The sequence below is a fragment of the Micromonospora sp. CA-244673 genome, from assembly GCF_050948395.1.
Taxonomy (GTDB): domain Bacteria; phylum Actinomycetota; class Actinomycetes; order Mycobacteriales; family Micromonosporaceae; genus Micromonospora.
Genome location: NZ_CP192019.1, coordinates 768,366 through 781,666, shown reverse-complemented (window position 1 = coordinate 781,666; position 13,301 = coordinate 768,366). Strand labels below are relative to the sequence as shown.

Below are 13,301 nucleotides of genomic sequence, written 5' to 3'. Positions count from 1 at the left end.
CGCCGTTCGTTGGGTGAGGGATACCGCACACCGCGACGGCGCGCATCGACCGGAGGTGAGTAGCTGGCCACATACCGTCGAGTAGGTAAACGTCCGCCGCGTCGGGTTTCGCATCGGGCGTCGGAACCAGCAAGATAGTGGGGTTGTGTCCCAGCCCCCTCGATATCCCCCGGTGGCTTTTCTGTGACTCAGATCCCGACGTGGAGCGGCGGACCCGCCAGTCCCCCCACTGGACGCGCAGCATCCGGCACCACCATCGGTGGCCGCTACTCGCTGCGCTCCCCGGTGGGCAACGGCGGCATGGGCACGGTCTGGCGCGCGACAGACACCCTGCTGCGCCGCGACGTAGCGGTGAAGGAGGTCGTCCTCCCGCCGGGGCTCGCCCCCAGCGACCGCGACGCACTGTACGAACGGACCCTCCGCGAGGCCCGCGCGGCCGCCGCGATCCAGCACCCCGCCGTGGTCCAGGTCTACGACGTGGTCACCGAGGGTGGCCGGCCCTGGATCGTGATGGAGCTGCTGGACGCCCGCAGCCTCGCCGACATGGTGATCGAGGACGGGCCGGTGGCGCCCCGCGCGGTCGCCAAGATCGGCATCGCCCTGCTCGGCGCGCTGGAGGTGGCGCACGCGATCGGCGTGCTGCACCGCGACGTCAAGCCGGCCAACGTGCTGATCTGCACCGACGGCCGGTGTGTGCTGACCGACTTCGGCGTGGCCCGGATGCCCACCGACGTGCAGCTCACGACGCCCGGCATGGTGCTCGGCTCGCCGCACTTCATCTCCCCCGAGCGGGCCATGGGCCAGGAGTTCGGCCCGCCCAGCGACCTCTTCTCGCTCGGCGTGACGCTCTACACCGCCGTCGAGGGGCGTCCCCCGTTCGACAAGGGCGACCCGATCGAGACCATGCACGCCGTGGTCGAGGACCCGCCGGCCACCCCGCAGCGCAGCGGCCCGCTGACCCGCGTGCTGATGGGCCTGCTGGAGAAGGACCCGGCCCGCCGGCTGGACGTGCACACCGCCCGAGGCATGCTGCGCGAGCTGCTCGCCGGCCCGCTGACCAGCACCGCCACGGCGGTCAACTCGGTCACCGACCCGTACGCCGTGGTGCCGGTGCAGCGGCCGTCGACCCCGCCGGCGATCATCACGCCCGAGCCGAAGCCGGGCGGCCAGATCGGCGGCCGGGCGATGATCGGCCCCGGCGAGTCGCTGACCGACCGGCTCGCCGCCCTGCGCCACGGCGAGCGGCCGGACTCCGCGGCTGCCGGTGGCGCCGCGCTCGACGAGACCAGCGCCGACGCCCTGGCCGGCCCGCTGCACACCCCGACCGGCGCGATGTCCTCGGCCGGCGCGGCCCCGGAGGCCACGCAGCGCATCTCGCCCGACGCCACCCAGCGGCTCGGCCACACCGCCGGGCCGGACGCCACCCAGCGCGTGCCCGGCCACCCGGACGCCACCCAGCCGGTCTACGGCCGGGGCGCCGACGCCACCCAGCCGGTCTACGGCGGCAACCAGTGGTCGGTGCCCGGCACCGGCCAGCCGTGGACGACGACCCCGGGCGCCGCGCCGGCCGACGGCGGCGCGCTCGGCCGCGCCAAGGGTGTCGGCAGCCAGCTCGTCGGCCGGGTGAAGGCCTGGCCGCGCAAGGTCCAGCTCGCCGCCGCCGCGGGCGTGGCCGTGCTGCTCCTGGTCGGCGTGATCGCGCTGACCAGCGGCGGCGACGACGCACCGCCGCCGATCGTGGGCGCGCTGCCCTCGGCGACGGTCGAGGCTCCGCCCGTGGACATGCAGGCGCAGTCGGTCAAGGGCGTCAACGTGCAGGTGCCGAAGGGCTGGGACCGCAAGACCGGTGGCGTCTTCGTCGACTTCGTCGACCCGGAGACCGCGGGCCGCAAGGTACGCGTCCTCGCCGAGGAGTGGAACGGCACCTCGGTCAGCTGGGCCGAGTTCGCCTCCCGCAACCTGCGGGACAAGAGCAAGTCGTGCGCCAAGCCCTACGAGCAGCTGGAGATGAGCGAGTCGACGCTGGCCGGCAAGCCCGCCGCCGGGTTCGAATACACCTGCGGTGACGGCGACGCGAAGCGACACGGCATGTGGCGCGGCGTGGTGCAGGACGGCAAGGTCTACTCGTTCTACCTGACCGCGAACGAGGCCGACTTCGCGGCGAGCAAGCCGATCTTCGAGGCGATGGCGCGGTCGTTCCAGCTCACCGGAGCCAACTGAGTCGAGGCCGACGGCCGATGGTGATCCGCCGCCATGCTTTCATGAGGCAATGGCGGCGGACACCACTGACCTTGACGACCTTCGCGCCCGGGCCGAGCGCTGGCTCGACGACGACCCCGACCCGGCCGACCAGGACGAGCTGCGTGCCGTCCTCGCCGGGCTGCCCGGCAGCGCACCCGAGCTGGCCGACCGGTTCGCCGGCCCGCTGACCTTCGGCACCGCCGGGCTGCGCGGCCCGCTGCGCGCCGGCCCGAACGGGATGAACCTCGCGGTGGTCACCCAGGCCGCCGCCGGGCTGATCGGCTGGCTCGCCGCCCAGGGCGGCGAGGGCCCGCTGGTGATCGGGTACGACGCCCGGCACGGCTCCCGGGCCTTCGCCGAGCGCACCGCCCAGGTGGCCACCGGCGCGGGCCGCCCGGCGCTGCTGCTGCCCCGCCCGCTGCCCACCCCGGTGCTGGCCTTCGCGGTGCGGCACCTCGGCGCGGTGGCCGGCGTGATGGTCACGGCCAGCCACAACCCGCCCCAGGACAACGGCTACAAGGTCTACCTGGGCGCGCAGCTCGGCGGGGAGCTGGGCGCGGGCGCGCAGATCGTGCCGCCGGCCGACGCCGGCATCGAGGCGGCCATCCGGGCGGTCGGCCCGCTGGCCGGGGTGCCGCTCGGCCCGGCCGGCCAGGTGCTGGGCGACGACCTGGTCACCGCGTACGTCGAGCGGGCCGCCGCGGTGGTCGACCCGGCCGGTCCGCGGGACCTCAAGGTGGCGTACACGCCGCTGCACGGGGTGGGCGCCGCGGTGCTGACCGCCGCGTTCGCGCGCGCCGGTTTCGCGACGCCCGGCGTGGTGCCCGAGCAGGCCGAGCCCGACCCGGCCTTCCCGACGGTCAACTTCCCCAACCCGGAGGAGCCGGGCGCGGTGGACAAGCTGGTCGCGCTGGCCGGCAGCACCGGCGCGGACATCGCCATCGCCAACGACCCGGACGCGGACCGGTGCGCGGCGGCCGTGCCGGCAGACGGGAGCTGGCGGATGCTGCGCGGCGACGAGGTGGGCGCGCTGCTCGCCGACCACCTGATGCGGCGCGGCGTGACCGGCCTGTACGCCACGACGATCGTCTCCTCCACCCTGCTCCGGGCCATGGCCGCGGCGCGGGGCCTGCCCTACGACGAGACGCTGACCGGGTTCAAGTGGATCGTCCGGGCCGGGGGCGGCCGGGAGCCGCTGGTCTTCGGCTACGAGGAGGCGCTCGGCTACTGCGTCGCGCCGGAACACGTCCGGGACAAGGACGGCATCACGGCCGCGCTGACCGTCGCCGAGCTGGCCGCCGGCCTCAAGGCCGAGGGCCGGACGCTGACCGACCGGCTTGACGAGCTGGCCGCCGAGTTCGGCGTGCACCACACCGACCAGCTCTCCGCCCGGGTGGAGGACCTGCGGCTGATCGCCGAGATGATGACCCGCATCCGGGCGGCCACCCCGGCATCGCTGCTCGGGCACCCGGTCACCGAGGCGTCCGACCTGCTCCCGGAGGCGGACGTGGTGATCCTGCGCACCGACGCGGCCCGGGTGGTGATCCGCCCCTCCGGCACCGAGCCGAAGCTCAAGGCGTACCTGGAGGTGGTGGAGCCGGTGACGGACGGCGACGTTCCCGCGGCCCGCCACCGCGCCCGGCTGGCGGTGGCCGACCTCCGCACCGAGATCGCGGCCGCCCTCGGCCTCTGAGCGCGCCTACTCAGCGGTGATCATGAAGTTAGCGGTGGAGAAAGCGGTTGCCAGCGCCGCTAACTTCATGATCAACGGGCGATAGTGGCGGTCAGGGTCAGGGGCGCTTGCCCAGGGCGGCGTCGACCGCCTGGGCCAGGGCGGCGATCACCAGGCTGACGCTGGGGCGGACGACGCTGTCGTCGAGGCTCACCGTGCCGGAGAAGCCGGCGCCCGTGGCGATCTCCGCCAGGCGCGTGCCGGCGTCGTCGGCCGCCGCGCCGGTCAGGCCCAACGCCGGCTCCATCCGCAGCACCGCCACCAGGGTGGCGAGCGCGGCGGTCCGCTCGTCGGGGAGCTGCCCGACGGTCAGCGCCTCGGCCAGCCGCTGCCGGATGTCGGCCTCCACCGAGGCGTCCGCGACCGGGTAGCGGTGCACGTGGATGAAGCCCAGCTCGGTCTCGTCGATGTCCCGGACCACGCCCCGGCCGCAGAGGTCGCCGAGGATCCGGTCGCGCAGGCCGTGCCGCAGCCGCTGCACCCACGAGGACGGGGTGTGCGGGGTGTCGGCGGCGATCCGGGCGAGGACCTCGTCGGCGATCGGCTCCCCGGTCGGCGCGGGGTCGAGCACCGCCAGGTTCCCGTCGGCGTACGCGATCCGGCCGGCCAGGGCCAGCTCCACCAGCACCGCGGCGGCCATGCCGAGGTCCAGGCTGATCCGCGGCATGGTGGCCTTGCCGGTTTCGTCGTCATAGGCGAGGAGCAGCAGCTCTTCCGCGAGCGCAACACCAGTCATGGCCGCAGACGCTAGCGGGTACGCGCACCCCGCGCACGAACTCCCCGTCGATGGCGTGCCGCCGCCGGCGTGGGCGGGATTCACGCCCGTCCACGCCGGTCCGCATCCTCAGTGCCGGTCAGCCGAGCGTGTCGGTGCGGCTGGCCTGGAGCAGCAGCCCGTAGTGCAGCACGCGGTGTCGGGGAGCCAGCTCAAGGTACTCGTGGGCGAGCAGCTCGCCGGTGGTGGGATTGAAGATCAGCAACATCTGCGCCCGCTGCGGATTCTGCGGCCGGTCCGCCGGTGGGGTGAGGTCGGCGGTGACGGCCAGGCCCCAGCGCCCCGCCCGATCGACGACCCGCCCGCGCCATGCGAAACCGGGCTTGGCGGCCAGGATGGTCAGGACATCGATGCGGCCCCGCCGTGGGACCAGGTGCCGGACGTACAGGTCGTACACGGCCTTGGCTACGTCGCCCGCCGGCTGGTCGGTCCGCAGCAGGTCGGCGAGCGACGCCCGCTCGGTGGGCAACCCCCGGGCCCCGTTCGGATCCCGCGGTTCCTCGACGGGCCCTCCGGGCGGCGGGGTCGACCCACCGATGGCGGGCCCGGACAGCTGCTTCGTCCAGTAGTCCCGGGACGCCGTGTCCGGAAACTCCATGTCCAACACCGTCGTGTCCGACCACCGGCGACCGTCGGGCGTCGCCCAGCTTCGGCTTTCCTCCACGAAACTGGCCAGGTATCCCTCCGGCGACTCCTGGATCACGCCGCCCCAGGACTTGACGCGGTGGTAGGCGTACCGGCCGCCCTCCCGGTCGGAGGGGGCGTCCGCGACCCGTCGGGCGAGCGCCCGCAGGTGCGGCCCGGCCGGTTCGGCGTCGGTGGCGATCTCGTAAGCCACCGGTTGGAGCACCACCCCGTCCACCGGCTTCGGCGGCCTCGATCCGGTGGGCGCCGTGCCACGCCTGAGGACCGGCACCAGGCCGGCAGAGGCAACTGCGCCCGCCGCGACGACGGCGCCGGCCAGGACGAGACGACGGCTGGTGAGCGGGCGGGCCGACGCCGCAGGAGGAAGTGTGCTGGTCGCCGCCCGGACGATCAGGTCGTGGGCGGAAACCGGCGCCGGCGGCACGACGACGTCACGCGCCGGGTCGGCCGGGCCCAGGAGGTTTCGGACCTGCTGCGTGTGCATGGTGCTCCTCTCAGACATGGGCGGACGCCGACCGGGGGTCACGCAGCGGTGGGCGGGAGGCCAGGGCGGAACGCAGTCGACGCCGGGCTCGGAACAGCCGGACCGCGGCGGCGGACCGGGTACAGCCGAGGGCGATGGCCGCGTCCGCGACGCTGAGGTCCTCCCAACCGATCAGCCGGAGGATCTCCTGGTCCGCCTCGGGCAACTCGGCCAGCGCACGGCGCAGGTCGAGCACCGGCGCCACGGCGTCGGGCTCGACGAGCCCTGCCGGTACGTGGTCCGCCGCGGCGAGCGGGAGCAGGGTGGGAGCTGCGCGCCCGTGCCGCCACCGGTTCGCCACCGTGTGGCGCGCCACGGAGTAGAGCCACGGGAGGGGGTTTTCGGGGACCTCGCTCCGCCGCCGCCACGCGACGACGAACACGTCCTGGGCGAGTTCGGCGGCCGCGTCGGCGTCCGGAAGTCGCCGCAGCCCGTACCTGACGATGGCCGGGTAGTGCCGGGCGTAGAGGCTGGTGAACCAGGCCTCAGCCCGCTCACCCACGGGTGTCATCTGATCGCTCTCCCGACCGGAGTTCCTGACAGGGACACCAGGTATGTGTCAGCGGCGGGGCGGATCGTTACCGGTGGGCGGCGGCGCGCCGGAGAACGTCGTACGGGCACCGCCCCGGTTCGGGCCGGGGCGGTGCGCCCGTCAGGAAGGAATCAGAAGCGGGGCATGCCGCCGAACTGGCGGTCCCCGGCGTCGCCGAGGCCCGGGACGATGAACATCCGGTCGTTGAGGCCCTCGTCGATCGAGGCGGTGACCAGGCGCAACGGCAGCCCGGACCGCTCCAGTCGCTCGATGCCGACCGGCGCGGCCAGCACGCAGAGCACGGTGATGTCGGTGCAGCCGCGGTCGGCGAGCAGCCGGCAGCAGTGCTCCAGCGAGCCGCCGGTGGCCAGCATCGGGTCGAGCACCAGCACCGGCAAGCCGGCGAGGTCCCGGGGCAGCGACTCCATGTACGCGCGCGGCTCGTACGTCTTCTCGTCGCGGGCCAGGCCGACGAAGCCCATCGACGACTCGGGCAGGAGGCCGAGCGCGGCGTCGGCCATGCCGAGACCGGCCCGCAGCACCGGCACCAGCAACGGCGGGTTCGCCAGCCGGGTGCCCTCGGTGGCGGTGACCGGGGTCTGGATCGAGTACTTCTCGACGGGGAACGAGCGCGCGGCCTCGTACACCAGCATGGTGGTGAGTTCGTGCAGCGCGGCCCGGAACGACGCGGAGTCGGTCCGGGCGTCCCGCATGGCGGTCAGCCGCGCCTGGGCGAGCGGGTGGTCAATGACGTGTACGTCCACGATCGCTCAACCTACCGGTCGGGAGGCGAGCGCATCGCGGGTGCGGGCGGACCAGCGACGCCGCTCACGTGCGAGCGCCGCCACCGGCCCGCCGTGACCAAGATCACTCGGCCCGCGGGTGCGTAGTATTCGGGGCATGACGGCGACAGCGACGTCGGCCCGGTCGGACCTCTCCGAGCTGGGACGATCCGAGACCGCTCTGCGGACCTTCCTGCACGGCCTGCCCGGCGTGGACCAGGTCGGCGCGGAGCAGCGGGCGGCACAGCTCGGCACCCGCTCCATCAAGACCACCGCGAAGGCCCAGGCCATCGACCTGGCGATCCGGATGGTCGACCTGACCACCCTCGAAGGGGCCGACACCCCCGGCAAGGTGCGGGCGCTCGCCGCCAAGGCGCTGCGCCCCGACCCGGCCGACCCGTCCTGCCCGCACGTCGGCGCCGTCTGCGTCTACCCCGCGATGGTCCCGTACGTGGCGGAGGTGCTGGCCGGTAGCGGCGTGCACCTGGCCAGCGTGGCGACCGCCTTCCCGTCCGGCCAGGCGCCCCTGGAGGTCAAGCTCGCCGACACCCGGGCGGCCGTCGCGGCCGGCGCGGACGAGATCGACATGGTGATCAACCGGGGCGCCTTCCTGTCCGGCCGCTACAAGGAGGTCTACGACGAGATCGTGGCCACCAAGGAGGCCTGCGGGGACGCGCACCTCAAGGTGATCCTGGAGACCGGCGAGCTGGCCACCTACGACAACGTGCGCCGCGCCTCCTGGCTGGCCATGCTGGCGGGCGGTGACTTCATCAAGACCTCCACCGGCAAGGTCCCGGTCGCGGCCACCCCGCCGGTGACCCTGGTGATGCTGGAGGCCGTCCGTGACTTCCGCGCCGCCACGGGGCGGCAGGTCGGCGTGAAGCCGGCCGGCGGCATCAAGACCACCAAGGACGCGATCAAGTACCTGGTCATGGTCAACGAGACCGTCGGCCCGGACTGGCTGCACCCGGACTGGTTCCGGTTCGGCGCGTCCAGCCTCCTGAACGACCTGCTCATGCAGCGCACCAAGCTGACGACCGGCGTCTACGCCGGCCCCGACTACTTCACCCTGGACTGAGCGCGATGTTCGAATACGCACCCGCCCCCGAGTCGCGCTCGGTGGTGGACATCAAGCCCTCGTACGGGCTCTTCGTCGACGGCAAGTTCGTCGACCCGACCGACGGCGGCAGCTTCAAGTCGATCAACCCGGCCTCCGAGGAGGTGCTGGCCGAGATCGCCGAGGCCGGCAGCCAGGACGTGGACCGCGCGGTCCGCGCGGCCCGCGAGGCGTACGAGAGGGTCTGGGGTCCGATGCCGGGCCGGGACCGGGCGAAGTACCTGTTCCGGATCGCCCGGATCATCCAGGAGCGCTCCCGCGAGCTGGCCGTGCTGGAGTCGCTGGACAACGGCAAGCCGATCAAGGAGTCCCGCGACGTCGACGTGCCCCTGGTCGCCGCCCACTTCTTCTACTACGCGGGCTGGGCCGACAAGCTGGAGCACGCCGGCTTCGGTGCGAACCCCCGGCCGCTCGGCGTCGCCGCCCAGGTCATCCCGTGGAACTTCCCGCTGCTCATGCTGGCCTGGAAGATCGCTCCGGCGCTCGCGGCCGGCAACACGGTGGTGCTCAAGCCGGCCGAGACGACCCCGCTGACCGCGCTGCTCTTCGCCGAGATCTGCCAGCAGGCCGACCTGCCGGCCGGCGTGGTCAACATCGTCACCGGCGCCGGCGAGACCGGCCGCGCCCTGGTCGAGCACCCCGGCGTGGACAAGGTCGCCTTCACCGGCTCCACCGAGGTCGGCAAGGCCATCGCCCGGGCGGTCGCCGGCACCCGCAAGAAGCTCACCCTGGAGCTGGGCGGCAAGGCCGCGAACATCGTCTTCGACGACGCCCCGGTCGACCAGGCCGTCGAGGGCATCGTCAACGGCATCTTCTTCAACCAGGGGCACGTCTGCTGCGCCGGCTCCCGGCTGCTGGTCCAGGAGTCGGTCGCCGACCGGGTGCTGGAGTCGCTGAAGCGGCGGATGGCCCAGCTCCGCGTCGGCGACCCGCTGGACAAGAACACCGACATCGGCGCGATCAACTCGGCCGCGCAGCTGGCCCGCATCCGGGAGCTGTCGGAGGCCGGCGCCGCCGAGGGCGCCGAGCGCTGGTCGCCGCCGTGCGAGCTGCCGGACCGCGGCTTCTGGTTCGCGCCGACCATCTTCACCGGCGTCACCCAGGCGCACCGGATCGCCCGCGAGGAGATCTTCGGCCCGGTGCTGTCCGTGCTGACCTTCCGCACCCCGGCCGAGGCCGTGGAGAAGGCCAACAACACGCCGTACGGGCTGTCGGCCGGGATCTGGACCGACAAGGGCTCGCGGATCCTGTGGATGGCCGACCGGCTGCGCGCCGGCGTGGTCTGGGCCAACACGTTCAACAAGTTCGACCCCACCTCGCCGTTCGGCGGCTACAAGGAGTCGGGCTACGGTCGCGAGGGCGGCCGGCACGGGCTGGAGGCGTACCTCAATGTCTGAGCGGGTCGCGGTACGCAAGACGTACAAGCTCTTCATCGGCGGGAAGTTCCCGCGCAGCGAGTCGGGACGGTCGTATCTCGTGCAGGACTCCAACGTGTCGCTGGCCTCCCGCAAGGACGCGCGGGACGCGGTCCTGGCCGCCCGGGCCGCCGTGAAGGGCTGGGCCGGGGCGACCGCGTACAACCGCGGTCAGATCCTCTACCGGGTCGCCGAGATGCTGGAGGGCCGGCGGGACCAGTTCGTCGCCCTCGGCGCGTCCGCCGGTGAGGTCGACGCGGCCATCGACCGCTGGGTCTGGTACGCCGGCTGGTCCGACAAGCTTCCCCAGGTCTACGGCGGGGCGAACCCGGTGGCCGGGCCGTACTTCAACCTGTCCGCGCCCGAGCCGACCGGCGTGGTGGCCGTGGTGGCCCCCGAGTCCCCGGCGCTGCTCGGCCTGGTGAGCGTGATCGCCCCGGCGATCGTCACCGGCAACACCGTGGTGGTGGCCGCCTCCCCGGCGGCGCCGCTGGCGGCCGTGACCCTGGCCGAGGTGCTGGCGACCTCCGACCTGCCGGGCGGGGTGGTGAACATCCTCACCGGCCGGCTGTCGGAGACCGTGCCGACGCTGGCCTCGCACATGGACGTCAACGCCATCGACCTGACCGGGGTCGCCGACGCCGACCTGGCCGCCGAGCTGGAGGTCAAGGCCGCGGAGAACCTCAAGCGGGTGCTCCGGCCGGCCGCGGCCGACAACGACTGGTACGCCGACCCGGGCATCGCCCGGATGACCACGCTCCTGGAGACCAAGACCGTCTGGCATCCCAAGGGCGTGTGAGTTCCCCTCTACTACGCGAGGTAGGATTACGGGGTGACTCGGCTCGGTGATCTGGAACGTGCGGTGATGGACGTGCTGTGGGACTCGGTCCCCGCCACGTCGGACGGCGTGACCGTACGCGAGGTCGCCGACGCCCTCGACGGGCGTGAGCTGGCGTACACGACGGTGATGACCGTGCTCGACCGGCTCGCCGGCAAGGGCATGGTGCAGCGCGAGCGGGAGGGGCGGGCCTGGCGTTACCGGCCCGCCGCCACCCGCGAGGCGCACATCGCCCAGCTCATGCTCGACGCCCTCGACCTCGGCGGCAGCCGGGACGCCGCGCTGGTGCGCTTCGCCCGCTCGGTGACCGGCACCGAGGCGGACGTGCTGCGCGCGGCGCTCAGCGCCGAGGCCGGGCTGACCGACCGGGTCGACGACCCGCGGGCCGGCGGCCCGGCGCTCGACGAGGCGACGGACCGGTAGGGCGGCCGCCGTGGCGTACGCCCTGCACTTCGCCGCGACCATCCTGGCCTGCTGGCTGACGGCGCAGGTCCTGGCCGCCGCGCGGTGGACCTGGCAGGCCCCGCGGGTGGCGATCGTCTGCTGGCAGGCGGTCGGGCTGGCGCTCGGCCTCTCCGCCATGGGGCTGCCCATGGCGCTGGGCCTGAGCGCGTACGAGCTGCCGACCGGGAGCGCGCTGCTGACGCTCGTCGACGATCTGGCCCACGGCACGCTGCCGGCCGGGCTGGGCGCGCTGCACCTGGGCCTGGTCGGGGTCGGTTTCGGCATCGGCGCGGTGTTGCTCACCACGACCGTGCGCAGCATCCACGGCACCGTACGCGCCCAGCGCCGGCACCGGGAGCTGCTCAGCCTTGTGGCCCGGCGCGATCCCACCGTGCCCGGCGCGCTGGTGCTCGACCACCCGAGCGCGGCGGCGTACTGCCTGCCCGGGGTGAAGCCGCGGGTGGTGGTCAGCGCCGGCACGCTCAGCCTGCTCGACCGCAGCGAGCTGGCGGCGGTGCTCACCCACGAGCGGGCGCACGCCCAGGAGCGGCACGATCTGGTGCTGCTGCCGTTCACCGCGCTCTGCCGGGCGCTGCCCTGGTTCCGCTGGGTGCGGGACGCCCACGAGCGGGTTGCGCTGCTGGTCGAGATGCGCGCCGACGACAAGGCCCGGGAGCTGCACGCCGGAGCGCCGCTGGCGGGGGCCCTGCGCCGGTTCGCCGCCGCCGGGCACCGGGTCACCCCGGCCGGCACGCTGGGCCTGGGCGACCGCGACCTCGACGTGCGCGTGCAGCGGCTCATGGTCGCCGACCGGCCGCCGCGGGTGCTCGGCGCCACCGCGTTGTCCGTCGCGACCCTGCTGGTCGCCCTGCCGATCTCCCTTTTCCTGAGCTGACCGACGGGAAGCCGTCGCCCGGCCCGCACCGGGCCGCATAGGTAGGCACGCTACGTGTAGGCTCGCTATGACAAGCGAGTCAACTAGTGGGAGGACGGACGGCCATGGATCCCCTGCTCCTCGCCCGCCTGCAGTTCGCCACGACCACCTCGATCCACTTCCTCTTCGTGGTGGTCACCCTCGGCCTGGTCACCCTGCTGGTCGGCCTGCAGACGGCCGGCTTCGTCACCGGCAAGCCGGTCTACGAGCGGCTCACCCGCTTCTGGGGCCAGCTCTACGTGATCAACTACGTGCTCGGGATCGCCACCGGGATCGTCATGGAGTTCCAGTTCGGGCTGAACTGGAGCGGCCTCTCGCGCTACGTCGGCAACGTGTTCGGGGCGCCGCTGGCCATCGAGACGCTGGTCGCCTTCTTCCTGGAGTCCACGTTCCTCGGCATGTGGATCTTCGGCTGGCACCGGCTGCGGCGCGGCGTCCACCTGGCGCTGCTCTGGGGGGTCGCGCTCACGGCGTACGCCTCGGCGTTCTGGATCATGGTGGCCAACGCGTGGCTCCAGCACCCGGTCGGCTACGAGGTGCGCGACGGCGTCGCCCACCTCACCGACTTCGGCGCGCTGCTCACCAACCCCACCCTCGGCTTCGCCTTCGGCCACGTGGTCTCGGCCGGTCTGGTCACCGGCGGGATGCTGATGGCCGCGGTCAGCGCCTGGCACCTGCTCCGGCGTACCCCGGACTTCCTGCTGTTCCGGAAGTCGCTGCGGATCGGTCTCATCACCGCGGCGCTCGCGGTGACCACGCTCCAGGGGTTCGGTTTCGCGCAGTTCGGCCCGGTCGGGGAACTCCAGCCGACCAAGTTCGGCGGCGGGGCCGACCGCGACGCGATGGTCGCCGAGTGGACGGCGAGGTTCGGGCCCGGCGACTACACCCCGCCGGCGCTGTCCAACGTCGGCCTGGGCTTCATGATCCTCATCGGCCTCACGCTGGGCTGCGCCTGGTTGCTGCTGCCGCTGCTCTGGCGGGACTGGATCATCCGGCTCAAGTTCCCGCTCTGGCTCGTGCTGCTCGCCGTGCCGCTGCCCTTCGTCGCGGTGATCCTCGGCTGGATCGCCCGCGAGGTGGGGCGCCAGCCCTGGGTCGCGTACGGGCTGCTGCCCACCGGGCAGGCCGTCTCACCGGTGAGCCCCGGGCTCATGCTCACCTCGCTGATCGGCTTCACCCTGCTGCTCGGCACCCTCGCCGTCACCAACTGGGTGCTGCTGGTCCGGCACGCCGCCCGGGGCGCGCACGACCCCGCGCTCGGCCGGCCGCCCGCGCCGGACACCGACCACCACCCCCACCCCGTGTTCGCCTGAGGGAGCCCCG

At 73.5% G+C, this 13,301-nt stretch carries 12 protein-coding genes; 8 read left to right on the top strand and 4 right to left on the bottom strand.

Annotation, left to right across the window (positions count from 1 at the left end; genetic code table 11):
- The first annotated feature begins 183 nt into the window (after positions 1 to 183).
- Positions 184 to 2,220, top strand: a complete 2,037-nt coding sequence (locus ACQP12_RS03935) for a protein kinase domain-containing protein (protein WP_433285074.1) — start codon at positions 184 to 186, stop codon at positions 2,218 to 2,220.
- Between the two features lie 49 nt (positions 2,221 to 2,269).
- Positions 2,270 to 3,934, top strand: a complete 1,665-nt coding sequence (locus ACQP12_RS03930; protein ID WP_433285072.1) for a phospho-sugar mutase — start codon at positions 2,270 to 2,272, stop codon at positions 3,932 to 3,934.
- Positions 3,935 to 4,031: 97 nt separating this feature from the next.
- Here ACQP12_RS03930 and ACQP12_RS03925 read toward each other — a convergent pair whose 3' ends face one another.
- From ACQP12_RS03925 to upp, 4 genes are all read right to left on the bottom strand, one after another.
- Positions 4,032 to 4,709, bottom strand: coding sequence for a GOLPH3/VPS74 family protein (locus ACQP12_RS03925; protein WP_357940877.1), 678 nt, complete (start codon positions 4,707 to 4,709; stop codon positions 4,032 to 4,034).
- Between the two features lie 118 nt (positions 4,710 to 4,827).
- Positions 4,828 to 5,877, bottom strand: a complete 1,050-nt coding sequence (locus ACQP12_RS03920) for a CU044_5270 family protein (RefSeq protein ID WP_433285070.1) — start codon at positions 5,875 to 5,877, stop codon at positions 4,828 to 4,830.
- Between the two features lie 10 nt (positions 5,878 to 5,887).
- Complete coding sequence (locus ACQP12_RS03915) at positions 5,888 to 6,427, bottom strand: RNA polymerase sigma factor (protein WP_357940873.1); 540 nt, start codon at positions 6,425 to 6,427, stop codon at positions 5,888 to 5,890.
- Between the two features lie 152 nt (positions 6,428 to 6,579).
- On the bottom strand, positions 6,580 to 7,212 hold the full coding sequence (gene upp, locus ACQP12_RS03910; protein WP_357940871.1) for a uracil phosphoribosyltransferase: 633 nt from the start codon (positions 7,210 to 7,212) through the stop codon (positions 6,580 to 6,582).
- A 136-nt stretch (positions 7,213 to 7,348) separates the two neighbouring features.
- Here upp and deoC point away from each other — a divergent pair, with 136 nt between their 5' ends.
- The 6 genes from deoC to ACQP12_RS03880 all read left to right on the top strand — a co-directional run bounded on the left by deoC (position 7,349) and on the right by ACQP12_RS03880 (position 13,291).
- Complete coding sequence (gene deoC, locus ACQP12_RS03905; RefSeq protein ID WP_433285067.1) at positions 7,349 to 8,308, top strand: deoxyribose-phosphate aldolase; 960 nt, start codon at positions 7,349 to 7,351, stop codon at positions 8,306 to 8,308.
- Positions 8,309 to 8,313: 5 nt separating this feature from the next.
- Positions 8,314 to 9,744: an aldehyde dehydrogenase family protein gene (locus ACQP12_RS03900; RefSeq protein ID WP_357940867.1), complete on the top strand. Its 1,431-nt coding sequence runs from the start codon at positions 8,314 to 8,316 to the stop codon at positions 9,742 to 9,744.
- The gene (locus ACQP12_RS03895) at positions 9,737 to 10,561 is read left to right on the top strand and encodes an aldehyde dehydrogenase family protein (protein ID WP_433285065.1); all 825 of its coding nucleotides are present in this window, start codon (positions 9,737 to 9,739) and stop codon (positions 10,559 to 10,561) included. The genes ACQP12_RS03900 and ACQP12_RS03895 overlap by 8 nt, the downstream gene beginning before the upstream one ends.
- A gap of 33 nt (positions 10,562 to 10,594) precedes the next feature.
- Complete coding sequence (locus tag ACQP12_RS03890) at positions 10,595 to 11,023, top strand: BlaI/MecI/CopY family transcriptional regulator (RefSeq protein ID WP_357940863.1); 429 nt, start codon at positions 10,595 to 10,597, stop codon at positions 11,021 to 11,023.
- Between the two features lie 10 nt (positions 11,024 to 11,033).
- On the top strand, positions 11,034 to 11,939 hold the full coding sequence (locus ACQP12_RS03885) for a M56 family metallopeptidase (protein ID WP_433285063.1): 906 nt from the start codon (positions 11,034 to 11,036) through the stop codon (positions 11,937 to 11,939).
- 104 nt (positions 11,940 to 12,043) lie between these two features.
- Entirely contained in the window at positions 12,044 to 13,291 is a 1,248-nt protein-coding gene (locus tag ACQP12_RS03880) for a cytochrome ubiquinol oxidase subunit I (RefSeq protein ID WP_357940859.1), read from the top strand.
- The last annotated feature ends 10 nt before the right edge of the window (positions 13,292 to 13,301 follow it).

Coding starts and splice junctions, on each gene's coding strand:
- ACQP12_RS03930 (WP_433285072.1), top strand. CDS start 2,270: ATGGCGGCGGACACCACTGACCTTGACGACCTTCGCGCCCGGGCCGAG.
- ACQP12_RS03925 (WP_357940877.1), bottom strand. CDS start 4,709: ATGACTGGTGTTGCGCTCGCGGAAGAGCTGCTGCTCCTCGCCTATGAC.
- ACQP12_RS03920 (WP_433285070.1), bottom strand. CDS start 5,877: ATGCACACGCAGCAGGTCCGAAACCTCCTGGGCCCGGCCGACCCGGCG.
- ACQP12_RS03915 (WP_357940873.1), bottom strand. CDS start 6,427: ATGACACCCGTGGGTGAGCGGGCTGAGGCCTGGTTCACCAGCCTCTAC.
- deoC (WP_433285067.1), top strand. CDS start 7,349: ATGACGGCGACAGCGACGTCGGCCCGGTCGGACCTCTCCGAGCTGGGA.
- ACQP12_RS03900 (WP_357940867.1), top strand. CDS start 8,314: ATGTTCGAATACGCACCCGCCCCCGAGTCGCGCTCGGTGGTGGACATC.
- ACQP12_RS03895 (WP_433285065.1), top strand. CDS start 9,737: ATGTCTGAGCGGGTCGCGGTACGCAAGACGTACAAGCTCTTCATCGGC.
- ACQP12_RS03880 (WP_357940859.1), top strand. CDS start 12,044: ATGGATCCCCTGCTCCTCGCCCGCCTGCAGTTCGCCACGACCACCTCG.